The sequence below is a fragment of the Citrobacter sp. Cpo065 genome (assembly GCF_030332805.1).
In the GTDB taxonomy this organism is placed as follows: Bacteria; Pseudomonadota; Gammaproteobacteria; order Enterobacterales; family Enterobacteriaceae; genus Citrobacter; species Citrobacter portucalensis.
This window is the reverse complement of the sequence record NZ_JAOWHC010000020.1, coordinates 253919-276716: the sequence shown is the minus strand read 5'-3', so window position 1 is coordinate 276716 and position 22798 is coordinate 253919. Positions and strand designations below refer to the sequence as shown.

Genomic DNA, 22798 nt, shown 5'->3' with positions numbered 1-22798 from the left:
GCGGGTCCACGCTCAACGTATCGTCTTCGCTTATTCAGATACCAAATCCTGCGCACATGCCCAGGCACTCGACCATGCCCACTGGAAGTTATAGCCTCCCAACCAGCCGGTGACGTCCATCACTTCGCCGATAAAGTAGAGCCCTGGCACTTTGCGGGCTTCCATCGTGCGCGATGACAGCTCGTTGGTATCGACGCCGCCCAACGTGACTTCAGCGGTACGATACCCTTCCGTACCGTTCGGCTGCACCCGCCACTCGGTCAGCGTTTCAACCAGCGTTTGCTGATCGCGTACGTTAAGCTGCTTCAGAGACACGTCAGGAATTTGCCCTAACTGTTGCAAGCATTCCACCAGACGCTTTGGCAACAGCATTGCTAAGGTGTTCTTTAAGCTCTGGTTAGGGTGTGCGCTACGTTGTTCGTCGAGGAAACTCGCCAGGTCAACATCCGGCAACAAATTAATGCTGACAAATTCGCCTGGCTGCCAAAAACTGGAAATCTGCAAAACAGCTGGGCCCGAAAGTCCTCGGTGTGTAAAGAGCAGATTTTCGCGAAATACGGTGCCGTCTTCGGCGGTGATAACGGAGGAGACCGACACGCCAGAGAGCACCTGAAGCTGCTCCAGCAGTGGCTTATGCAACGTAAAGGGCACCAGTCCCGCGCGCGTTGGCAACACCTTCAGACCAAACTGTTCGGCAATTTTATAACCAAACGGCGTTGCCCCCAAACCCGGCATGGAAAGCCCACCGGAAGCGATAACCAGTTTTTTCGTGCCGACCGTCATGCCGTTCAGTTCGAGGGTGAAACCTTCATCATCCTGCACCACGCTCAGGACTTCGCTCCGTAACCGCATAGTTACGTTACCTTTTTCACACTCGTCTACCAGCATATCGACAATTTGCTGAGCGGAATCATCGCAGAACAGCTGACCCAGCGTTTTTTCATGCCAGGCAATACCGTGTTTGCCCACCAGGTCGATAAAATCCCACTGCGTGTAACGCGCCAGTGCCGATTTGCAAAAATGGGGGTTTTGGCTCAAATAGGCGGCCGGTTCGACATAAAGATTGGTAAAGTTGCAGCGTCCCCCGCCAGACATGAGAATCTTGCGTCCTGGCTTTTTACCATTATCAATAAGCAGTACTCGACTACCTGCTTGTCCTGCCTGCGCGGCACAAAACATACCCGCTGCGCCAGCGCCTATAATAACGGTATCAAACCTTTCCACGTTGCGATCCTCTCTAAAAAGCGGGTGTGAATTGTAAAGATTCCTCAGTGGTCGCACCAGCACCAAACTACCGATAAAGGGTATTTAACTGAAATATATAGGATAATTCTTTAGTGGTGTAAAACAAAGCAGGAGACAAATCAAAAAAACTCTATATTTCACTTTGCCCGCGCCGCCAAAGTCACTGATAATGCGCCGCGTTCATGTCCTCAAAATGGCGTAACGTCCTATGCTACATTTGTTTGCTGGCCTGGATTTACATACCGGGCTTTTACTATTGCTTGCTCTGGCTTTTGTGCTGTTCTACGAAGCAATTAACGGCTTCCATGACACAGCCAATGCTGTCGCAACCGTGATCTATACCCGTGCAATGCGTTCGCAATTGGCGGTGGTCATGGCTGCGTTGTTCAACTTCTTTGGTGTTTTGCTGGGTGGTCTCAGCGTGGCGTATGCCATCGTGCATATGCTACCAACGGATCTGCTGCTTAATATGGGATCGTCACATGGCCTTGCCATGGTGTTCTCCATGCTGCTGGCGGCAATTATCTGGAACCTGGGTACCTGGTACTTTGGTTTACCTGCATCCAGCTCCCACACGCTGATTGGCGCCATTATCGGTATTGGTTTAACCAATGCACTGATGACCGGTACCTCGGTGGTGGACGCACTTAACATTCCGAAAGTTATCGGTATTTTTGCTTCGCTTATCATCTCGCCAATTGTTGGTCTGGTGGTTGCAGGCGGTCTTATTTTCATTCTGCGTCGTTACTGGAGCGGTACAAAAAAACGTGCCCGTATCCACCTGACGCCAGCAGAACGTGAAAAGAAAGATGGCAAGAAAAAGCCGCCGTTCTGGACCCGTATCGCACTGATCCTCTCCGCTATCGGCGTAGCGTTCTCTCATGGCGCTAACGACGGGCAGAAAGGCATTGGTCTGGTGATGCTGGTGCTGATTGGCGTAGCGCCTGCAGGCTTCGTGGTGAATATGAATGCTTCCGGTTACGAGATTACCCGTACCCGTGATGCAATCAATAACGTCGAAGTCTTCTTCCAGCAGCGCCCTGACCTGCTTAAACAGGCCACAGGCGTAGACCAGCTGATTCCGTCCCCGACGGACGCGGCACCCGCGACGACGACAGAGTTCCATTGCCACCCGGCGAATACCATCAACGCGCTGGAACGTGCGAAAGGTATGCTGGCGAACCTGGAAACCTACGACAAATTAAGCGTCGAACAGCGTGGTCAACTGCGCCGTATTATGCTGTGCATCTCTGATACCACCGATAAAGTGGTTAAGCTGCCTGGCGTAAGCGCTGACGATCAGCGTCTGCTGAAAAAACTGAAAGCTGACATGCTGAGCACCATTGAGTACGCGCCTATCTGGATCATTATGGCCGTCGCATTGGCGCTGGGTATTGGTACGATGATTGGCTGGCGTCGCGTTGCCACCACCATCGGCGAGAAAATCGGTAAGAAAGGCATGACTTATGCCCAGGGGATGTCGGCTCAGATGACCGCCGCAGTCTCTATCGGTCTCGCCAGCTACACCGGTATGCCCGTTTCCACCACCCACGTTCTCTCTTCTTCCGTTGCGGGGACGATGGTTGTTGATGGCGGCGGATTGCAGCGTAAAACGGTAACCAGCATTCTGATGGCCTGGGTCTTCACCCTGCCAGCTGCGATTATTCTTTCCGGGGTGCTGTACTGGCTCTCCCTGAAGCTTATCTAAGCGAATGCACGGTAAAAAAGCGGGTCAGGAAGCTGACCCGCTTTTTTTGTATCTGTTGTTGGCATCAGTGCCAGATAATCAGCGCAACCATGCTGATTAGCACCAGGCCGCATAGCGCGCTGGTGAGAATGAACTGACCGCGAACCCGCTCACAGCGGCGAATAAATTCATCATCATGATGATCGCGGTAACGCTGAGCGTAGATATACCACACCAGACGCATCTGCTTGTTCGGTTGCCCATGCGAGGTAAAAAAGCCCCCTCCATCTACATACTGGTAAAGTAATGGATCGCAACCACGAAGTACCACTAACAGTGCGCGTAGCGAAGAAAAATAGCGCGCCATATTAACAATGCAAACGACACATAAAGCCCAGAATAATGCAATGGTGCTTATCATACCTCCTCCCCGGCGACCCGCCCACGGAACTCCTTTCCGGGACTACCGCTCCCCGATACCCTGCCAAACCATTCAATGAAGAGTGCAGCCGAAACCGTTCGTGTTAGTATCACGCATCCGAACGCCTCTTTAGATAGTGTAGGAGATTAGTTAATTTTTTTGCCATAAGGTTAATCGCTATCAATGCAATTAACTAAAAAATTTGTTTAACTATTTGGCAAGCAAGGCGGATTGACGGATTATCCTGGTCGCTATAATGTAAGGATAGTCCTTATATGGTACGTTTTTTACGACTGGGCTAGCCCCGCGCACAAGGTTCGCAGGACGCGGATGACGCGGCGGCATATAACGCCAGCAGGCTAGTCATCGACAACTTATGGAAGGAGTAACACTATGGCTTATAAACACATTCTTATCGCGGTTGATCTTTCTCCGGAAAGCAAAGTTCTGGTTGAAAAAGCGGTTTCTATGGCGCGACCTTACAATGCTAAAGTCTCCCTTATCCACGTTGACGTAAACTATTCCGACCTGTACACCGGGCTCATCGACGTGAATCTGGGCGACATGCAGAAACGCATTTCTGAAGAAACCCATCACGCGTTAACCGAGCTGTCCACCAATGCAGGCTACCCTATCACCGAAACCCTGAGCGGTAGCGGCGACCTGGGTCAGGTTCTGGTTGATGCCATCAAAAAATACGACATGGATCTGGTCGTCTGTGGTCACCACCAGGATTTCTGGAGCAAACTGATGTCCTCCGCGCGCCAACTGATCAACACCGTCCACGTCGACATGTTGATTGTTCCGCTGCGTGACGACGAAGAAGCATAAAATGCTTGCCGCCGGAAGTTAACCCGGCCCACTGCAAGTCGTTAAGCCTGTAAACGCCCGCCTTCGCGGGCGTTTTTGTTTTTATCATTCGGTCACAATTAGTACATCAATCCAACAAACAAATCATAATTAGTGTGATCAACTAATTGGATCGAAAACTATCTCTATAATACTCTACCCTTGCGGCCAATAACCGCAGTCTATAACAAAATAAGACTTTTTCGGCGCGTTTAAGCATACGCGTTCATACTTTTCGGGATGGCTTTGAAAGGCGATGGAATATGAATAAAACTGCACCTACGGGCTTGCTGCAGCAACCTCGTCCGTTCTTCATGATCTTCTTTGTGGAATTATGGGAACGATTTGGCTATTACGGCGTACAGGGCATCCTGGCGGTATTTTTTGTTAAGCAGCTCGGATTTTCACAAGAACAGGCATTTGTCACCTTTGGTGCCTTTGCCGCACTGGTTTACGGCCTGATCTCGATCGGCGGCTACGTCGGCGACCACCTGTTAGGCACCAAACGCACGCTGGTACTCGGTGCCATTGTGCTGGCAATCGGCTACTTCATGACCGGGATGTCGCTGCTTAAGCCGGATCTAATCTTTATTGCTTTGGGTACCATTGCCGTTGGTAACGGGCTATTTAAAGCCAACCCGGCAAGCCTACTGTCAAAATGCTATCCCCCGAAAGACGCCCGTCTGGACGGTGCTTTCACCCTGTTTTATATGTCGATTAACATCGGTTCGCTGCTGTCACTGTCGCTGGCGCCGGTGATTGCCGATAAGTTTGGCTATGCTGTGACTTACAACCTGTGCGGAGCCGGACTAATCGTCGCGCTGCTGGTCTACTTTGCCTGCCGCGGAATGGTGAAAAATATCGGCTCTGAGCCAGACCATAAGCCACTGAATTTCCGTAACCTGCTGTACGTGCTGGCCGGTACGGTAGTGATGGTATTTATCTGCGCCTGGCTGATGCACAACGTGCAGATTGCCAACCTGGTGCTGATCGTCCTGTCGATTGCCGTGACCATCATCTTCTTCCATCAGGCATTCAAACTGGATAAAACCGGGCGCAACAAGATGTTCGTGGCCTTTATCCTGATGCTGGAAGCGGTGGTGTTCTACGTGCTGTACGCGCAGATGCCGACATCGCTAAACTTCTTTGCGATCAATAACGTACACCATGAAATTCTTGGTTTCGCCATCAACCCGGTGAGCTTCCAGGCGCTGAACCCGTTCTGGGTGGTACTGGCGAGTCCGGTACTGGCCGCAATCTATACCCGTCTGGGCAACAAAGGCAAAGACCTGACCATGCCGATGAAATTTACGCTCGGTATGTTCCTGTGCTCATTGGGCTTCCTGACGGCCGCCGCTGCCGGGATGTGGTTTGCCGATGCACAAGGGCTGACGTCGCCGTGGTTTATCGTGCTGGTGTATCTGTTCCAGAGCCTGGGTGAACTGCTGATTAGCGCCCTGGGACTGGCTATGGTCGCCGCTCTCGTGCCACAACACCTGATGGGCTTCATTCTTGGGATGTGGTTCCTGACGCAGGCCGCAGCCTTCCTGATGGGGGGTTATGTCGCTACGTTCACCGCCGTACCAGAGAACATCACCGACCCGCTGCAAACGCTGCCTATCTATACCAACGTCTTCAGTAAGATTGGCCTTGTCACCCTGGCCGTAACGGTCGTGATGGCGATTATGGTGCCATGGCTGAACCGTATGATTAATACGCCGAGCACCGAGCAATAACCTTCAGTGCCGGATGGCGGCTATTGCCCCTATCCGGTCTACATTCAACATGCCCGGTCGCCTTGCGCTATCGGGCATTTTCACTCACTACCCTTTACGCGCGTCTATCCACTCCTGCACTTCCACCACAAAAGTGTCCGGTGCTTTACGGTACATTTTGCGCGCCAAGTCCAGAATCGTATGCTGGCCGAGCGCTTCTTCCATTCGCTGCTGAGCCATGTCCATTACCGAACGCACGCCACAAATGCCTTCACAGGCCCACTCGGGTGGATGCTCCTCAAATACCGCCAGCCGCTGGCGAATTTCACGACACTCAAAGATGCGCTTATCGCCATCAATAGCATTCACCACATCCAGCACCGTGATGTGTTCAGCGGGTTTAGCTAACTGGAAACCGCCACCTTTGCCTTCAATGCTGCGCACCAGACCCGCTTTGGAAAGACGGGTGAAAATTTTTGCCAGATAGTCATACGGTACGCTTTGCAGTTCGGCTATTTCCCGCACGCTCATATCCCGCGCGTCGCCCTTACTGTCGACCATACACATCAGGCTATGAATGCCGTACTCAACTCCCGAACTGTAGAATGCCATTTTCTTATCTCAGCCAAAATGAATCTGAGTTTATTGTAGCTTTTTCATCTCATTCATTCCAGACAGCAAAGTGACCCCTTTTCACAAAACAAATTTAAACACATATTTATCAAACAGATAATCAAGAAACACCACCCTTTAAGGCAAAAAGGAGCTCGATCGCATTGCAATTCATAACTACGACAAATAAAATCCGAGTAAATAATTCGTAGTCACCAGTGAGAAAACCCCAATGCGTAAACAAATTCTGATCGTGGGCGCCGGCTTTGCCGGTATGTGGGCAGCATTAAGCGCCGCACGACTGGCGGATAAACATCAGCAGGCCATTGATATTACAGTAATTGCGCCACAACCGGAGCTGCGTGTCCGCCCACGCTTTTATGAAAGTGCCGTTCATACGCTGGTCGCACCACTGCAACCGTTGTTTGACGTTACCGGCGTCAACTTCCTGCAAGGTCACGTCGAGCAAATCCTCCCGGACTCTAAAGAGGTGAGCTGGAAAGATGCCAACGGTGACACTCATCTGCGTCGCTATGACCGCCTGGTGCTCGCCAGCGGAAGTCACGTAAACCGCGATACCGTCGCCGGTGCCGCCGAGCACGCGTTTGACCTCGACCAACTCGAGAGCGCCGCCGTACTGGAGCAGCACATTAACAAGCTGGCATTACAACCGGAAAGTGAGGCTCGTAATACCGTGGTGGTCTGTGGTGGTGGTTTCACCGGGATAGAGATGGCGCTGGAATTACCGGGTCGTTTGCGCGAAATATTGGGCGCTGATGCTAAGACCAGAGTTGTCGTAGTTGAACGCGGTGCTCAACCAGGAGGACGCTGGAGCCAGGAATTACGTGACGTGATTATCGAAGCCTCTGCTGAACTAGGCGTCGAGTGGCTGGTCAATGCGGAAGTAGAGTGCGTGGATGCCTCCGGCGTCACGCTGAAAGATGGGCAGGTGATTGCCTCTCAGACGGTTATCTGGACCGTCGGCGTACAGGCTAATAACCTGACAGCACAGATTAACGCCCCGCGCGATCGCCAGGGCCGTCTGCATGTGAATGCTAATCTGCAGGTTGTGGGTCACGATGATATCTACGCCACTGGCGATGTGGCCTATGCCGCCACCGACGACAAAGGCAACCATGCGTTAATGACCTGTCAGCACGCTATTTTGTTGGGTAAATTTGCCGGTAATAACGCTGCGGCAGATCTGTTGGACGTAGCGCCATTGCCATATCGTCAGGAAAACTACGTCACCTGCCTGGATCTTGGTGCCTGGGGCGCAGTGTATAGCGAAGGATGGGATCAGCAGGTGAAACTGACGCGCGCAGAAGCGAAGAAGCTGAAGGTGTCGATTGTCAGCGAGCTGATTTACCCACCGAAAGCAGACCGAGCAGTAGCATTTGAGATTGCCGACCCGCTGGCACCGTTTGTTTAATAGGTTATGCCGGATGCGGCTAACGCCTTATCCGGCCTACAAAGACACGCTGCCGTAGGCCTGATAAGCGCAGCACATCAGGCAGCACAGCGCACCAAGCCGGATGCGGCTAACGCCTTATCCGGCCTACAAAGACACGCTGCCGTAGGCCTGATAAGCGTAGCGCATCAGGCAGTTCAGCGCACCAAGCCGGATGCGGCTAACGCCTTATCCGGCCTACAAAGACACGCTGCCGTAGGCCTGATAAGCGCAGCGCATCAGGCAGCACAGCGCACAGATCTACAAACTATGCTGTCCCAGCGTAGATATCAAACCGATGCCCTTTCGTCACAACCGCATTCGGCGTAGCGACATCCGCCAGCGGCGGCGCGTAGTCTGGGCGCTTCACCACCACACGTTTGGTGGCCAACTGACGCGCAGGCTCCAGCAGCCCATCCGCATCTAAATCCGGCCCCACCAGCGACTGAAACACCCGCATCTCTTTTTTCACCAGCGCGCTTTTCTGCTTATGTGGAAACATCGGATCGAGGTACACCACCTGCGGGCGCGGCGTGATATCGGTTAACGCCGTCAGACTCGACGCATGGATCAGCTGTAAACGTTCCTGCAGCCACGGACCGATTTCCGGGTCGGCATAGCCGCGCGCCAGGCCATCATCGAGCAGTGCCGCAACCACCGGATTACGTTCCAGCATTCGTACGCGGCAGCCTACCGAGGCCAGTACAAACGCATCGCGCCCGAGCCCCGCGGTTGCATCGACCACATCCGGCAGGTAATCGCCTTTAATGCCAACCGCCTTCGCCACCGCTTCACCGCGTCCACCGCCAAATTTGCGCCGATGGGCCATCGCACCGCCCACGAAATCCACGAAGATACCGCCGAGTTTGGGTTCATCACGTTTGCGCAGTTCCAGATGTTCCGGCGTCATCACCAGCGCCATCAGGTTATCTTCATCGTGTTCCAGTCCCCAGCGGGCGGCAAGAACAGATAAGGCGCCGTCTCCGGCGCCTGTTTCATCTACTAAGCAGATTTTCAATTCCGCTTTACCCTAAATAATTCGAGTTGCATCAAGACAACAAGTGAAGGAATCCCTGGGAATGTACAAATAGTACGTGACCAGGGTGAGTAAGCGCAGTTGCCGAAGAGGCAGCTTGAAGTATGACGGGTAAATCAGCCTTTGATCCCGTAATGCTCCAGCATTGCATCCAGCTGTGGCTCGCGGCCACGGAAGCGCTTGAACAGTTCCATCGGCTCTTCAGAACCGCCACGGGTGAGGATGTTATCGAGGAACGATTGTCCGGTCTGACGGTTGAAAATCCCTTCATCTTCGAAGCGAGAGAAGGCATCAGCCGCCAGTACGTCTGCCCACAGATAGCTGTAGTAACCCGCTGCGTAGCCACCAGCAAAAATGTGGCTGAAGGCATGCGGGAAGCGGCCCCACGTTGGGCCCGGCACCACGGCGACCTGTTTTTTAATTTCCGCCAGCGTCTCGAGGATTTTAGCCCCTTGCTGCGGGTTAAACTCCACGTGCAGACGGAAATCAAACAGACCGAACTCCAGTTGACGTAGAATAAACAGCGCTGCCTGGTAGTTTTTCGCCGCCAGCATTTTATCCAGCAGTTCCTTCGGCAACGGCTCACCGGTCTCAAAGTGACCAGAGATAAACGCCAACGCTTCCGGCTCCCAACACCAGTTCTCCATAAACTGGCTCGGCAGTTCGACCGCATCCCATGGCACACCGTTGATACCGGAAACGCCCGCGGTTTCGACACGGGTCAGCATATGGTGCAGACCGTGGCCGAACTCGTGGAACAGGGTGATCACTTCGTCGTGGGTGAACAGCGCCGGTTTGCCGTTCACCGGACGGTTAAAGTTACAGGTCAGGTAAGCGACCGGCTTTTGCAATGTGCCGTCTGTCTTACGCATCTGGCCGACACAGTCGTCCATCCACGCCCCGCCGCGTTTGTGTTCACGGGCATACAGATCAAGATAGAAGCTGCCGCGCAGCTCGTTGTTTTCGTCGTACAGCTCGAAGAAACGAACTTCCGGATGCCAGACGTCAACATCGGTGCGCTCTTTGGCGGTGATGCCATAAATACGTTTAACCACTTCAAACAGACCGTTAACGGCTTTGTTTTCCGGGAAGTAAGGACGCAGCTGCTCGTCGCTGATGCTGTAGAGGTGCTGTTTTTGTTTCTCGCTGTAGTAAGCGATATCCCACGGCTGCAGCTCATCAACACCAAATTCCGCTTTCGCGAAGGCGCGCAGCTGAGCCAGCTCTTTCTCACCCTGCGGACGGGCACGTTTCGCCAGGTCAGTCAGGAAGTCGAGTACCTGCTGCGGGTTCTCCGCCATTTTGGTAGCCAGGGATTTAAAGGCGTAGCTTTCAAAGCCCAGCAGTTGTGCCAGTTCGTGGCGCAGCGCGAGGATCTCTTCCATTATCGGGCTGTTGTCCCATTTGCCCGCGTTTGGCCCCTGGTCAGATGCGCGCGTGGAGTATGCACGATACATCTCTTCACGCAGCCCCTGGTTATCACAGTAGGTCATCACCGGCAGGTAGCTTGGGATATCCAGGGTTAACAGATAGCCTTCCTGCTCTTTGGCTTCAGCCTGCGCTTTTGCGGCGGCCAGCGCGCTTTCCGGCATCCCGGCAAGTTCCGCTTCGTCGGTCACCAGCTTGGTCCAGCCCATCGTAGCATCGAGGACGTTATTGCTGTACAGGTTGCCGAGCTCAGACAGGCGGGTGGCAATCTCACCATAGCGCTGCTGTTTTTCCTTCGGCAGACCAATACCAGAAAGCTCAAAATCGCGCAGCGCGTTATCAACCGCTTTTTTCTGTGCGGTGTTCAGGGTGGCGTAATGATCGCCATCACGCAGGTCGCGGTACGCTTTGTACAGGCCTTCATGTTGTCCAACCCAGGTACTGTATTCAGACAGCAGCGGCAGCGTTTGTTCGTAGGCTTCACGCAGTTCCGGGCTGTTTTTCACCGAATTCAGGTGACTAACCGGAGAGAAAATACGCCCCAGCACATCGTCGACTTCTGCCAACGGCTGGCAGAGATTTTCCCAGGTGTACGGCGCGCCCTGCGCAACCACGCGCTCAACATTTTCACGGCAATCGTTCAGCGCCTTAGTGACGGCAGGCACAACGTGCTCTGGCTGAATTTTAGAAAACGGCGGCAGTTCGAAGGGAGTCAGCAATGGATTGGTCATTAGCACGGTCCTGTTGAAAAGAGTGAATGAAGCGCGTATCCGGCGCTGTGCATATTAATTTGTACAATGGGGTTAAGTGTAGAGGATTTCAATGCTAACCGTGATGGAAAGACGCCCGGTGACGCTACGCTTACCGGGCCTACGGGTAATCCGTGTCGATCTGCTGTAAACTGTGGCAAATCGTCATTTCAGCGGAATTTCATTACCCATGCTCAGTTATCGCCACAGTTATCACGCAGGCAACCACGCCGACGTCCTTAAACACACCGTTCAGAGCCTGATCATTGAATCGCTCAAAGAGAAAGAAAAACCGTTTCTTTATCTGGACACCCATGCTGGTGCTGGCCGTTATCAGCTGAGCAGTGAGCATGCCGAACGCACCGGTGAATACCTGGAAGGGATCGCCCGCATCTGGCAGCAGGACGATTTGCCTGCCGAGCTGGAACCCTACATTGGCGTGGTGCAACACTTCAACCGTAGCGGTCAGCTGCGCTACTACCCGGGCTCTCCGTTAATTGCTCGCCAGCTGCTGCGCGAACAGGACAGCCTGCAATTAACTGAACTGCACCCGAGCGACTTCCCTCTGCTGCGCGGCGAATTCCAGAAAGATGAGCGCGCTCGCGTGGCCAAAGCCGATGGTTATCAGCAGCTGAAAGCAAAATTACCGCCGGTTTCCCGTCGTGGGTTGATCCTTATCGATCCACCCTACGAAATCAAAAGCGACTACCAGGCAGTAGTGACCGGTATTAACGAAGGCTACAAACGTTTCGCGACCGGCACCTATGCGTTGTGGTATCCAGTGGTTCTGCGCCAACAAATCAAGCGCATGATCCACGAACTGGAAGACACCGGCATCCGCAAAATTCTGCAAATTGAGCTGGCAGTACGCCCGGACAGCGATCAGCGCGGCATGACGGCATCCGGCATGATTGTGATTAACCCACCGTGGAAGCTGGAGCAGCAGATGAACAACGTCCTGCCGTGGTTGCACAGCAAACTGGTTCCGACAGGAACCGGGCATACTTCCGTAAGCTGGATAGTGCCGGAGTAATCGCAGCCATCGGTGGAACCTTTTAATATCAGGTATACAATCGCGAATATTTTGGCGGATGGCGTAACGCTTCTCCGCCCTACAATGAACATAAAGGAGCGGTCATGACCAAGCACTATGATTACATCGCTATTGGCGGCGGCAGCGGCGGTATTGCCTCCATTAACCGTGCAGCAATGTACGGTCAAAAATGCGCACTGATTGAAGCCAAAGAGTTAGGCGGCACCTGCGTTAACGTTGGCTGCGTACCGAAGAAAGTGATGTGGCATGCCGCACAGGTCCGCGAAGCGATCCACATGTACGGTCCAGATTACGGTTTCGACACCACCATCAATAAGTTCGACTGGGATAAACTGATCGCCACGCGTACCGCTTATATCGATCGTATTCATACCTCGTACGACAACGTGCTGGGCAAAAATAATGTCGATGTGATCAAAGGCTTTGCGCGCTTCGTTGATGCAAAAACCGTTGAAGTGAATGGTGAAATCATCACTGCCGATCATATTTTGATTGCCACTGGTGGTCGCCCGAGTCGCCCGGCTGTCCCTGGCGCGGAATACGGTATTGATTCTAATGGTTTCTTTGAGCTGCCAGCGTTACCAGAACGCGTGGCTGTTGTTGGTGCAGGCTACATTGCCGTTGAGCTGGCTGGTGTGATTAACGGCCTGGGTGCCCAAACGCACCTGTTCGTACGCAAACACGCGCCGCTGCGTAGCTTTGATCCGATGATCGTCGACACGCTGGTTGAGGTGATGAACGCCGAAGGCCCGACTCTGCATACTCACGCGATTCCAAAAGCGGTTGTTAAAAACGCTGACGGCAGCCTGACCCTGCAACTGGAAGATGGTCGTAGCGAAACGGTAGACTGCCTGATTTGGGCGATTGGTCGTGAGCCAGAAACGGACAACTTCAATCTGGCTGTTACCGGCGTGAAAACCAACGAAAAAGGCTACATCGTCGTTGATAAATTCCAAAACACCAGCGTACCGGGGATTTATGCCGTTGGCGATAACACCGGTGCCGTTGAGCTGACGCCGGTTGCCGTTGCCGCGGGCCGTCGTCTGTCCGAGCGTCTGTTTAACAACAAGCCGGACGAGCATCTGGACTACAACAACATCCCGACCGTGGTCTTCAGCCACCCGCCAATTGGCACCGTGGGCCTGACCGAGCAGCAGGCTCGCGAACAGCACGGCGATGACCAGGTGAAAGTGTATAAATCATCATTTACCGCAATGTATACCGCTGTCACCACACACCGTCAGCCATGCCGCATGAAGCTGGTTTGCGTCGGTCCGGAAGAGAAAATTGTCGGTATTCACGGTATTGGTTTTGGAATGGATGAAATGCTGCAAGGCTTCGCGGTCGCGCTGAAAATGGGCGCAACCAAGAAAGACTTTGATAACACCGTTGCGATTCATCCAACGGCGGCAGAAGAATTCGTTACCATGCGTTAAGCAATAAATAAACCGGATGGTGCTTTGCCATCCGGTTTTCTCTTATTTACCCTGCATATATGGCGTATACACGCCGTTTAAGCTTTCGAGGAACGCCACGATATCGTCGATATCTTCCTGCGGCAGTTCTTTACCCACCTGATAACGCAGCATCAGTTTTACCGCGCCATCGAGCGTAGGCACATCACCGCGATGGAAATAAGGTGCGGTCAGCGCAACATTACGCAAGCCCGGGACTTTTTGACGCAGCTTGTCACGTAATTCATTAGTGACGTTCATGCGGCCAATATCTGCGGCAGTGACCTCACCGAAATTAAAGTCCTTTTTCAACCCCAATGGCTCAAATGAGCGCCCGCCTAAAATAATACCGCCATGACAGGTCGCACACTTATTATCTTTAAACAATTGATAGCCATGTTTCTGCTGAGCAGTTAACGCCGCTTCATCGCCGCGTAGCCATTTATCAAACGGCGAATTTGGCGTAATTAGCGTTTTCTCAAACTCAGCAATCGCATCGGTAATATTATCCCCGCTGAATCCCTGCGGATAAACCGCGATAAACTCTTGCTTCAATTGCGGATCTTTATCCAGTTTCTGGATAATTTCATCCCAGGATTTAGACGCCATTTCGATAGGGTTCAACGGCGGGCCGCCTGCCTGCGCCTGCAATGTTGGCGCACGACCATCCCAGAATTGTTCAACGTTGAAGACCGAGTTAAACACCGTCGGCGCATTAATCGGGCCAACGGCGCCGCCTACGCCGATCGACGTTTTCCGGCCATCCACGCCGCCTGCATTCAGGGCGTGGCAATGCGCGCAAGAAATCGTGCTGTCACCTGAAATACGCGGGTCGTGGTAAAGCGTAAAGCCAAGCGCTACTTTGCGGGCATCGGTTGGGATGCTTTCCGGTATCGGTTGTACCGGTTCATTACGATGCTGCGCGGCGGTATCGTTACTGGCGTAATACTGCTCACGCTGTTTCGCAATCCAGCCCAGGATCTCGGCTCGCTCCGTATCGCTGACCTTCCCGGCCCAGTGCAGCGCGGTATATCGCGTTGGCGGCATGGTGTCGTACTGCATCACCCATTCAATTTTATTCAGGTCGCTTTGCGAAACGGGTTTATCTGCGACCAGCGCCGCACGAACGGCTTCAAGATTGAATGATTTGTATCCCAGTTGAATATCATAATTCATCAACTGCTTAGCGACAGGAAAAGAAGAATAGAAAGGTAATTCAGCTGAAGGCGTGTGACAATAATCGCATCCTTTTTCGCGTAAAAATCCTAATACCTTATTATTTTCTTCCAGCGTAGAGGCCTGAACATCAGCCTGTTTGCTACGTTGATTATCGTGATACCACACATAACCGGATAATCCAAAATAACAAATCACGATGCCAGCTATGGCAATCGCGGTAAGACGGGTAATGATTTTCATTATTTTACCCTCACCGTTGTGAGTTATTGTGACCCAGAAAAATTAGAATAATTAATGCACAGTCTTTGTCAGACCTGACCATCATAGGAAATAAGTGGATTACTATTTTGATAAGTATCAAGCAATTACATGGAGGAGAACTATCAATAGAATAGCCTGCGCCTATTATAGAGATAAGGCGTTACCTGTCTCTGTTCACACCTCGTTGCAATCGAATGCTCTGAAAATGGAATATATTCAGATCATGCAGAACTTTGAATTATCCATTATTTTCATTGGGATAGTCTGATTCTTTAAATTTTGCTCAGCATTAAAACGTGATCAACCGCACGCTTTACTCACCCGACACCGAAGCGAATGTCTACGCTTAACTGACGACCGGGCAATAGCCTTAATCTTTCAACGTCCATCGGAGGTCTTTCTCATTATGCTCAACCAGAAACTACCCCACGCCCCTTCTGAAGAAATGACGATCGACATCGATCTGCTTTATGAAATGGATCCGTGCGAGTTAAAGCTGGATGAAATGATTGAGGCGGAGCCTGAGCCGGAGATGATTGAAGGACTTCCCGCTTCAGATGCGTTAACCCCTGCCGATCGTTATCTCGAACTGTTCGAACACGTCCAGTCATCCAAACTGTTTGCGGATAGTAAAACCTTCCCAGATTGTGCGCCCAAAATGGACCCGCTCGATATTTTAATTCGCTATCGCAAGGTTAAACGCCATCGGGACTTCGATCTGCGACGCTTCGTCGAGAACCATTTCTGGCTCCCGGAAACGCCCTCCAGCGAATACGTTTCTGACCCAGAAAGTTCGCTGAAAGAGCATATCGATCAACTGTGGCCGGTGCTGACGCGCGAGCCGCAGGATCACATTCCCTGGTCCTCGCTGCTGGCGTTACCGCAGTCATACATTGTGCCAGGCGGGCGTTTTAGCGAAACCTACTACTGGGATTCCTACTTTACCATGCTGGGTCTGGCAGAGAGCGGCCGCGAAGATCTGCTGAAATGTATGGCAGATAACTTTGCCTGGATGATTGAAAACTATGGTCACATCCCGAACGGCAACCGTACTTACTATCTGAGCCGCTCACAGCCGCCCGTTTTTGCCCTGATGGTGGAGCTGTTTGAAGAAGATGGCGTACGCGGCGCGCGTCGTTACCTTGATCATCTAAAAATGGAGTACGCGTTCTGGATGGATGGCGCCGATTCCCTGGTACTCAACCAGGCCTACCGCCACGTGATCAGAATGTCGGACGGCTCTCTACTTAACCGCTATTGGGACGATCGTGATACGCCGCGCGATGAGTCATGGCTTGAAGACGTCGAGACCGCCAAGCATTCGGGTCGCCCGCCCAATGAAGTGTATCGGGATTTACGCGCGGGCGCGGCTTCTGGCTGGGATTATTCATCGCGCTGGCTGCGCGACGCAGGCCGCCTTGCCAGCATACGCACCACGCAGTTCATCCCAATTGACCTGAACGCATTCCTCTACAAGCTGGAAAGCACTATCGCCAATATTTCCGCGCTGAAAGGTGACAAAGAAACGGAAGCGCTGTTTCGCCAGAGAGCCAGCGATCGTCGTGATGCGGTAAACCGCTATCTCTGGGACGATGAAAACGGCTGCTATCGCGATTACGACTGGCGGCGCGAACAAATGGCCCTGTTCTCTGCCGCCAGTATTGTGCCGCTGTATGTCGGTATGGCAACGCATGAACAAGCCGATCGGCTTGCTAACGCAGTTCGCAGTCGCCTGCTCACGCCCGGTGGCATTTTAGCCACGGAGCATGAAACCGGTGAGCAATGGGATAAACCCAACGGCTGGGCGCCGCTGCAGTGGATGGCGATCCAGGGCTTCAAACTGTACGGTGACGACCATCTCGGGGATGAAATCGCCCGTAACTGGTTGAAAACGGTGAATCTCTTTTATCAGGAACACCACAAGCTTATCGAAAAATACCACATAGCTGACGCCGCGCCGCGCGAAGGCGGCGGCGGGGAATATCCGTTGCAGGACGGCTTTGGCTGGACCAATGGTGTGGTGCGCAGACTCATCGGTTTGTATGGCGAACCCTAGCGGCTGACGGTCTGAGTCATCAGGCTTTCAGTTAATCGCATCGTACAGCTCGGCGTGAATTTTCTGCCATTTCTTGTTCTCAGGGCTTGGCTGGGCGCGAACACGCAGCTCGGCCTGCTCAAGATCATATTGCTGACGCGCAACGACCGCAGGCACGGAACAAAAACTTTGCAGATAACTTTTATGCAGCGAAGTGAGCGATGCCCCATTCGACATCGCATGGCTGAGCGTAGTCATAAACTGTCGGCATGGTTTGCTTTCATCCATCTGCGAAGGGTAACGCAGCAGCAGTCTCAACACCTCTGTATTGCCCGCAGAAAACGCCTGCTCCGTCCACGCCAGCTTCCAGTCCATCCCGCCCTGCAGGAACAGTGACGTCACGCGGGTGTCATTGCGATCGATAGCCGCACGCATGTTAAAGGCATCCCAGGTGATGCCCATTCGGGTCACCGCCTCCCGTGCGCTGGGGGCATCGCGTCGCGGTTCCTCCTGCACAATTTCAACGGATTGTCCGGAAGACGCCTGTGGCGCTGGCGAAGTGAATAACCAGAACGCACCCAGCGAAATCGCCAGCACCATCACGCCGACCGCTACCCACAACATACCGGAAATCAGCTGTTCACGTTCTTCCGCAGTGCGCTTGGCCCGCTTTTCCGGCAGATCAATACTGTCTGCGATTTCATGCTTATCGCCTCCCGCTTGCTCGTCTTTTTGCTTTGCTGTTTCCCAAAACTGGCGGACCATGGCCTCATCAGATTCCAGATACGACGCAGGATTAATGCGCGTACGCCGTTCTTCAAATGCCCGTTGCACAGGATGAGTTATCTGTCGGTACTGGTAGTCCAGCAACATCAGTTGTACCGACGTCAGCGGCTGCTGCGCGATAACGCAGTTACGAGCCAGGCGGCAATCATCCAAAAACATGCGTAGCGTGATACGCGGCTCAACAAATGACATGAGCACCGAAGTATCGTTAAAAATCTGCGTAAAGTGGCGAACGAATAATTTCTTATCGACGACCATCAGCGCCAGCTCGCTAAACATCATACCGTCCAGCGCATCTCGTCCTTCGCCCAACTTTAGCCAGCGACGCAGACGTTCACCACCAAAGTGCTGTTTCAGAAAGCTGTTGAGAGGATGTTGATCCGGCCATACCCGTGCAATCAGAGATTTGAGGGTTAATTCTATTGCGCGAAGTTGACGCTGCGCCCGCATCTGAGCATCCGGCTCCACAGGTGCAATTTCGGTTTGATACTTCAGGATGGGCTGTTGCTGGCGTAATTGTTCCAGAGAAGCCACAAAGCGCAGCGCTGAAATCAGCTGGTTTTCACTGACGTCCTGGCCATTTTCATATTGGGGTACACTCTGTTGAAGATGACGTAGCCGCAGAGTGAACTGGCTCAATTGCGCATCATTCATCTGCAACCGTCTGGCGACAGCCCCCCAGCCGCCCAGATTCAGTCGTGCCTGATCCAGTTGTTCGAGAAACCACCGTGGGTCTTTGCCTTCTGCGGCATGTACGCCTAGCAGCAGTAATATTTCTACCGACGCCTGGCGGATAATCCCCAGACAATGTTCAAAGGGTGTACATGTCGCTTGTAACGCGCTATTGGTCATCATCTTCCCTAAAAGGACCCAAAACGTGCGGCCTCACCATGGTATGTAATTATCTTTTTTAAACGCAACGTTGTGCCGATGTAGACTAGAACACATTCATATAGCAAATAAATAAGTTTTACAGTGACTTCCGCACAATCATTGAAAATTATTCTGGAGATAAGCCTGTGCCTGTACTGCAAACATCACGTCTGCTCTGCCGCCCACTGACAGAAAATGACTGGACGTTCTTCTTAACGCTACAGCAGAACCCAGATGTGATGCGCTTTGTCGCTGACGCACGTACTGAAGAGGAAATACGGACAGCCTTCGACTCCCGCCTGCCTGAATGGTATCCAGGCAGCCCACACTGGCTATGTCTGCTCCTGTGCGATAAGACATCGGGAGCACCGCTTGGCGTGACCGGATATATTCAGGATAACAATGAATGTGCCGAGGTTGGCTTTCTGCTCGCCCCACAGGCACAGGGTAAAGGTTATGGCGCTGAATCTCTGCATGCCGTGTGTGAATACGCTTTTGCCAGCGGCGGTCTGCGGCGGCTAACCGCCTGTGTCACCGCAGGAAACGAAGCCTCACGGCGTCTGTTGGAAAAGGTCGGGTTTATTCATGAAGGCACGCTACGCGCAAGCTATTGGCTACATCAAACCTGGCACGATGACTGGATTTTTGGTCTGTTAAAACAGGAATATCAGCCGCCCACGGCATAGGTCGTTTTGCGGTAAATACTGGCTGTCAGGCAACTAGCGTAACGGCGTGTTTTTTTTAGAATAGATCTCTTTGCACAGAGATGATTATGCCGCTGCGTTCGACGCATTTCACGCCCGCCTGTATTGCATTTATTAAGCAATGGCAGGGCCTGTCGCTGGAAAAGTATCAGGACAAAAAAGGCATCTGGGTCATTGGCTACGGGCACGAAATTACCGCCAATGAATCCTTTGATACCCCAATTACGGTGATGCAGGCAGAAACATTGCTGCTCGCAGATATGAGTATCTGCGAGGCATTCATCCATAAGGAAATGACGCAAATAAAAGACAGGTTTCAGCTGGAAGTATTAATTACGTGGATATTCAGCGTGGGAATTACCCAATTTTGCGCTAAAAATATCTGGCCAGTGTCTATTTCACAGCCAGAAACATTCTGACTGTGAAATATGTTCCTAGTAAATGGTGTTGTTTAACATCATTGCCGCCTGCGTACGGTTTTTTACCTCCAGGCGCTGGTACAACGATTCAAGATGGGCTTTTACCGTTCCGGTACTGATATTTAACAGTCGACCAATTTGTTTATTAGATTCTCCGGCGGCCAGCATGGTCAAAATCTCCCGCTGACGTGCGCTGAGCAATCTGATATTTTGCCCACCGCTTTCGGTAGCGGTTATGCAGTCTCTGGGGATAAACATCATACCCATCGCGACGCTATTGAGGGCCAGCGTAAAGGTTTCCGCGTCAGAATCGCGCGGAACAATGGCCAGCACGTTCAGTTTAGTGACCTCTTGCAGCCATTTTTTACGGCAGTCCGTTGCGGTCACCAGCACCTTCACCATCGCAAAGCGCTCTGCTATCTGTTGCAGCAAGCTACAGCAGAACTCAGCATCAAGGTCGCCATCCAATATAACTAATGCCTCGGGTTTATCTTCCAGCGTCAGCCAAAGTTCATCTGCCTGACTGACACCCTGAACATCCACTCCTGGAATACGTTGCTGCAAACTTACATTCATTCCATGAATAAATATTGACTGCCTGTCAAACATTACTACCTGCATTATTTATCTCCATCCGAATAGGATATTAGCCTTAACATGCGGAAGGGTATTACCCATAGGGTAAAATAAGAAGTCACCATTTGGCAGGGGGCCATTTTACCGATAGACGGAGAAGAAAGAAGCAGAAGTTATGAATAGTTACAGCTCAACCCGAAGGATCATACAAAGGAGCAAAAACAGGTTCGAAAATTAGGGAAAGTCTTAATATTCGACGCTCATGATAAGACAATGAATATTAATTAATATGATTTTATATTTTTAGCTAAAAATAAGATATCTACGACAATGGATAAATCTGTTACAAAATACAATCTAGCATTAAGTGCTTATTCAACGCATGCCGTGACCTGTTGAATAAGCACCTTATGGGTTTACAGGAACATTCCGCCGGATACCTCGATACGCTGTGCCGTCATCCAGGCCAGTTCATCGCTGAGCAGCGCAGCAATGGCATCGCCGATATCATCCGGCAAACCAACGCGTCCCAGCGCCGTTTGCGATGCAATGTACGCATTCAATTGCGCATTATCCCGCACATTTCCGCCGCTAAAATCCGTTTCTATTGCGCCTGGCGCAATAATATTCGCCGTTATACCGCGCTCTCCCAGCTCTTTTGCCTGATAACGGGTTAACACTTCCATCGCACCTTTCATGGCTGCGTATGCGCTGTAACCCGGTAGCGCAAAGCGGGCAAGTCCGGTCGAGACATTGAGGATGCGACCACCTTTATTCATCAGCGGTAGCAGGCTCTGCGTCAGGAAAAAGGGGCCCTTAAAATGGATGTTCAAAAGTTGGTCAAATTGCGCTTCAGTAAATGCCGGATACGGTGCGTTAATGCCGATTCCGGCATTGTTCAATAAATAATCAAACACGTTACTTTGCCACTGCGTTTGTAACGTTCCCTGCACCTGTTGAACAAACTGAGGGAATGTAGAAATATCACCGACATTCAACGGTAATGCCGCCGCTTTACCGCCAGATTGGCGTATTTCATCCACAACCTGCTGCGCTTCTTTTTCATTGCTGTTCCACGTCAGGATAATACCGATTCCTTTACTCGCCAGCTTCAGCGCCGCGTTTTTACCGAGTCCACGGCCGCCGCCAGTCACCAATGCGATACGTTGCGTCATAAGAAACCTCATTTCAGGTGTTGTGAAGATTGAGACAAAGCTTATTAGGTGATAGAAGAACAATAAATACTGCTAACTGCGCATTACTGTTTCATTTAGAACAACAATAGGGCATGAGAATGGATAAAATTCACGCAATGCAGTTGTTCATCCGCGTCGCAGAACTGGAGAGCTTTTCGCGTGCGGCAGACACCCTCGGACTTCCTAAAGGTAGCGTATCGCGCCAGATCCAGGCTCTGGAAAATCATCTGGGCACGCAGTTGTTGCACCGCACAACACGCCGCGTTCAGCTCACGCAAGACGGCATGATCTATTACGAACGCGCGAAAGATCTGTTGAGTAATCTGGATGAGCTGGATGGGCTGTTCCATCACGATCCGTCCAGCATCAGCGGCAAGCTGCGCGTTGATATGCCGGTCGGTGTAGCAAGAAACCTGGTGATGCCCCGCTTACCGAGCTTTTTGCATCAGTATCCGGGCCTGGAACTCGAACTCAGCAGCAGCGACCGTCTGGTGGATTTGGTCCGCGAAGGTTTCGACTGTGTGGTACGCGTGGGTACGCTGAAAGATTCAGGGCTGATTGCGCGCCCGCTGGGGAAACTCACGCAGATTAACTGCGCCAGCCCGCAATACCTCGCCCGCTTTGGTTACCCGGAAAGCCTGGAGGATCTTGCCTCGCATGCAGTGGTGCATTACTCGGTCAATTTGGGAACGCGTGCGCAAGGTTTCGAAGTGGCGACAGAAAACGGCACGCAATGGGTTAAAACCGGCGGCATGCTAACGGTAAACAGTACCGAAACCTATCACGCGGCATGCCTTGCCGGTCTGGGCATTATTCAGGTGCCGCGCGTTGGCGTGCGTGATGCCCTGCGCGCCGGTACGCTGGTCGAAGTGTTGCCGCAATATCGCGCCGAGCCAATGCCAGTCTCTTTGCTTTATCCGCATCGGCGCAACCTCTCCCGCCGGATACATCTGTTTATGGAATGGCTGACTGGCGTGATGAAAGACTATGTGGATTAGTCCATTTTTCAGGATGCGCCCCTGAGCAGGCTATAATGTCATGAGTGAACAAAATAAGGACAACCGATCGG

Annotated in this window: 19 protein-coding genes; 10 read left to right on the top strand and 9 right to left on the bottom strand. The window is 52.1% G+C overall.

Translation table 11 applies throughout. The annotated features are described in order from the left end of the window. Positions 1-30 precede the first annotated feature (30 nt). Positions 31-1224 (bottom strand): BaiN/RdsA family NAD(P)/FAD-dependent oxidoreductase, encoded by a 1194-nt coding sequence (locus OGY68_RS04150; protein ID WP_057068424.1) that lies wholly within the window; start codon positions 1222-1224, stop codon positions 31-33. A gap of 229 nt (positions 1225-1453) precedes the next feature. Between OGY68_RS04150 and pitA the strand changes: the two genes are divergently transcribed. Continuing rightward, on the top strand, positions 1454-2953 hold the full coding sequence (gene pitA, locus OGY68_RS04145; protein ID WP_003827471.1) for an inorganic phosphate transporter PitA: 1500 nt from the start codon (positions 1454-1456) through the stop codon (positions 2951-2953). Between the two features lie 64 nt (positions 2954-3017). Here the strand turns inward: pitA and uspB are convergent, their stop codons facing one another. After that, complete coding sequence (gene uspB, locus OGY68_RS04140; protein ID WP_003023371.1) at positions 3018-3353, bottom strand: universal stress protein UspB; 336 nt, start codon at positions 3351-3353, stop codon at positions 3018-3020. A gap of 393 nt (positions 3354-3746) precedes the next feature. Between uspB and uspA the strand changes: the two genes are divergently transcribed. Together uspA and dtpB are read left to right on the top strand one after the other, a co-directional pair. Further along, positions 3747-4184 carry a universal stress protein UspA gene (gene uspA / locus OGY68_RS04135; RefSeq protein ID WP_003023368.1) on the top strand — a complete coding sequence of 146 codons (438 nt, stop codon included), beginning with the start codon at positions 3747-3749 and terminating at the stop codon, positions 4182-4184. A 281-nt stretch (positions 4185-4465) separates the two neighbouring features. Next, positions 4466-5938 (top strand): dipeptide/tripeptide permease DtpB, encoded by a 1473-nt coding sequence (dtpB, locus tag OGY68_RS04130; RefSeq protein ID WP_286616850.1) that lies wholly within the window; start codon positions 4466-4468, stop codon positions 5936-5938. Between the two features lie 87 nt (positions 5939-6025). On the opposite strand, the gene OGY68_RS04125 is transcribed toward dtpB, so the two are convergent. After that, a complete protein-coding gene (locus tag OGY68_RS04125; RefSeq protein ID WP_003023361.1) occupies positions 6026-6529 on the bottom strand; it encodes an RrF2 family transcriptional regulator in 504 nt (167 codons plus the stop codon). Between the two features lie 232 nt (positions 6530-6761). Between OGY68_RS04125 and OGY68_RS04120 the strand changes: the two genes are divergently transcribed. Continuing rightward, entirely contained in the window at positions 6762-7961 is a 1200-nt protein-coding gene (locus OGY68_RS04120) for an NAD(P)/FAD-dependent oxidoreductase (protein ID WP_057068419.1), read from the top strand. Between the two features lie 286 nt (positions 7962-8247). On the opposite strand, the gene rsmJ is transcribed toward OGY68_RS04120, so the two are convergent. Together rsmJ and prlC are read right to left on the bottom strand one after the other, a co-directional pair. Continuing rightward, positions 8248-8997 (bottom strand): 16S rRNA (guanine(1516)-N(2))-methyltransferase RsmJ, encoded by a 750-nt coding sequence (rsmJ, locus tag OGY68_RS04115; RefSeq protein WP_003827462.1) that lies wholly within the window; start codon positions 8995-8997, stop codon positions 8248-8250. A gap of 134 nt (positions 8998-9131) precedes the next feature. Further along, positions 9132-11174, bottom strand: a complete 2043-nt coding sequence (gene prlC, locus OGY68_RS04110; RefSeq protein WP_057068836.1) for an oligopeptidase A — start codon at positions 11172-11174, stop codon at positions 9132-9134. Positions 11175-11382: 208 nt separating this feature from the next. Here prlC and OGY68_RS04105 point away from each other — a divergent pair, with 208 nt between their 5' ends. Both OGY68_RS04105 and gorA read left to right on the top strand, forming a co-directional pair. Further along, entirely contained in the window at positions 11383-12225 is an 843-nt protein-coding gene (locus OGY68_RS04105) for a 23S rRNA (adenine(2030)-N(6))-methyltransferase RlmJ (RefSeq protein ID WP_048236971.1), read from the top strand. A 104-nt stretch (positions 12226-12329) separates the two neighbouring features. Next, positions 12330-13682: a glutathione-disulfide reductase gene (gorA, locus tag OGY68_RS04100; RefSeq protein WP_057068834.1), complete on the top strand. Its 1353-nt coding sequence runs from the start codon at positions 12330-12332 to the stop codon at positions 13680-13682. 42 nt (positions 13683-13724) lie between these two features. Here gorA and OGY68_RS04095 read toward each other — a convergent pair whose 3' ends face one another. Continuing rightward, complete coding sequence (locus OGY68_RS04095) at positions 13725-15119, bottom strand: cytochrome-c peroxidase (RefSeq protein WP_008786400.1); 1395 nt, start codon at positions 15117-15119, stop codon at positions 13725-13727. Positions 15120-15546: 427 nt separating this feature from the next. Between OGY68_RS04095 and OGY68_RS04090 the strand changes: the two genes are divergently transcribed. Further along, complete coding sequence (locus OGY68_RS04090; protein WP_057068832.1) at positions 15547-17196, top strand: alpha,alpha-trehalase; 1650 nt, start codon at positions 15547-15549, stop codon at positions 17194-17196. A 27-nt stretch (positions 17197-17223) separates the two neighbouring features. Here OGY68_RS04090 and OGY68_RS04085 read toward each other — a convergent pair whose 3' ends face one another. Continuing rightward, entirely contained in the window at positions 17224-18813 is a 1590-nt protein-coding gene (locus tag OGY68_RS04085) for an STY4199 family HEPN domain-containing protein (RefSeq protein WP_057068830.1), read from the bottom strand. Positions 18814-18980: 167 nt separating this feature from the next. Between OGY68_RS04085 and OGY68_RS04080 the strand changes: the two genes are divergently transcribed. Together OGY68_RS04080 and OGY68_RS04075 are read left to right on the top strand one after the other, a co-directional pair. Further along, positions 18981-19520, top strand: coding sequence for a GNAT family N-acetyltransferase (locus tag OGY68_RS04080; RefSeq protein ID WP_057068829.1), 540 nt, complete (start codon positions 18981-18983; stop codon positions 19518-19520). An 86-nt stretch (positions 19521-19606) separates the two neighbouring features. Further along, complete coding sequence (locus OGY68_RS04075) at positions 19607-19957, top strand: glycoside hydrolase family protein (protein WP_020996066.1); 351 nt, start codon at positions 19607-19609, stop codon at positions 19955-19957. Between the two features lie 15 nt (positions 19958-19972). Here OGY68_RS04075 and OGY68_RS04070 read toward each other — a convergent pair whose 3' ends face one another. Both OGY68_RS04070 and OGY68_RS04065 read right to left on the bottom strand, forming a co-directional pair. Further along, on the bottom strand, positions 19973-20578 hold the full coding sequence (locus OGY68_RS04070) for a helix-turn-helix transcriptional regulator (protein ID WP_003827446.1): 606 nt from the start codon (positions 20576-20578) through the stop codon (positions 19973-19975). 371 nt (positions 20579-20949) lie between these two features. Then, positions 20950-21708 (bottom strand): SDR family NAD(P)-dependent oxidoreductase, encoded by a 759-nt coding sequence (locus OGY68_RS04065; protein WP_032945309.1) that lies wholly within the window; start codon positions 21706-21708, stop codon positions 20950-20952. Positions 21709-21827: 119 nt separating this feature from the next. Between OGY68_RS04065 and OGY68_RS04060 the strand changes: the two genes are divergently transcribed. Further along, positions 21828-22727 carry a LysR family transcriptional regulator gene (locus tag OGY68_RS04060; protein ID WP_057068523.1) on the top strand — a complete coding sequence of 300 codons (900 nt, stop codon included), beginning with the start codon at positions 21828-21830 and terminating at the stop codon, positions 22725-22727. The last annotated feature ends 71 nt before the right edge of the window (positions 22728-22798 follow it).

What these genes read in the sequence shown, in the direction of transcription:
- dtpB (WP_286616850.1), top strand. Translation starts at nt 4,466, where the DNA reads ATGAATAAAACTGCACCTACGGGCTTGCTGCAGCAACCTCGTCCGTTC.
- OGY68_RS04105 (WP_048236971.1), top strand. Translation starts at nt 11,383, where the DNA reads ATGCTCAGTTATCGCCACAGTTATCACGCAGGCAACCACGCCGACGTC.
- prlC (WP_057068836.1), bottom strand. Translation starts at nt 11,174, where the DNA reads ATGACCAATCCATTGCTGACTCCCTTCGAACTGCCGCCGTTTTCTAAA.
- OGY68_RS04070 (WP_003827446.1), bottom strand. Translation starts at nt 20,578, where the DNA reads ATGCAGGTAGTAATGTTTGACAGGCAGTCAATATTTATTCATGGAATG.
- uspA (WP_003023368.1), top strand. Translation starts at nt 3,747, where the DNA reads ATGGCTTATAAACACATTCTTATCGCGGTTGATCTTTCTCCGGAAAGC.
- OGY68_RS04120 (WP_057068419.1), top strand. Translation starts at nt 6,762, where the DNA reads ATGCGTAAACAAATTCTGATCGTGGGCGCCGGCTTTGCCGGTATGTGG.
- OGY68_RS04060 (WP_057068523.1), top strand. Translation starts at nt 21,828, where the DNA reads ATGGATAAAATTCACGCAATGCAGTTGTTCATCCGCGTCGCAGAACTG.
- OGY68_RS04125 (WP_003023361.1), bottom strand. Translation starts at nt 6,529, where the DNA reads ATGGCATTCTACAGTTCGGGAGTTGAGTACGGCATTCATAGCCTGATG.
- OGY68_RS04095 (WP_008786400.1), bottom strand. Translation starts at nt 15,119, where the DNA reads ATGAAAATCATTACCCGTCTTACCGCGATTGCCATAGCTGGCATCGTG.
- pitA (WP_003827471.1), top strand. Translation starts at nt 1,454, where the DNA reads ATGCTACATTTGTTTGCTGGCCTGGATTTACATACCGGGCTTTTACTA.
- OGY68_RS04090 (WP_057068832.1), top strand. Translation starts at nt 15,547, where the DNA reads ATGCTCAACCAGAAACTACCCCACGCCCCTTCTGAAGAAATGACGATC.
- gorA (WP_057068834.1), top strand. Translation starts at nt 12,330, where the DNA reads ATGACCAAGCACTATGATTACATCGCTATTGGCGGCGGCAGCGGCGGT.
- OGY68_RS04075 (WP_020996066.1), top strand. Translation starts at nt 19,607, where the DNA reads ATGCCGCTGCGTTCGACGCATTTCACGCCCGCCTGTATTGCATTTATT.
- uspB (WP_003023371.1), bottom strand. Translation starts at nt 3,353, where the DNA reads ATGATAAGCACCATTGCATTATTCTGGGCTTTATGTGTCGTTTGCATT.
- OGY68_RS04085 (WP_057068830.1), bottom strand. Translation starts at nt 18,813, where the DNA reads ATGACCAATAGCGCGTTACAAGCGACATGTACACCCTTTGAACATTGT.
- OGY68_RS04065 (WP_032945309.1), bottom strand. Translation starts at nt 21,708, where the DNA reads ATGACGCAACGTATCGCATTGGTGACTGGCGGCGGCCGTGGACTCGGT.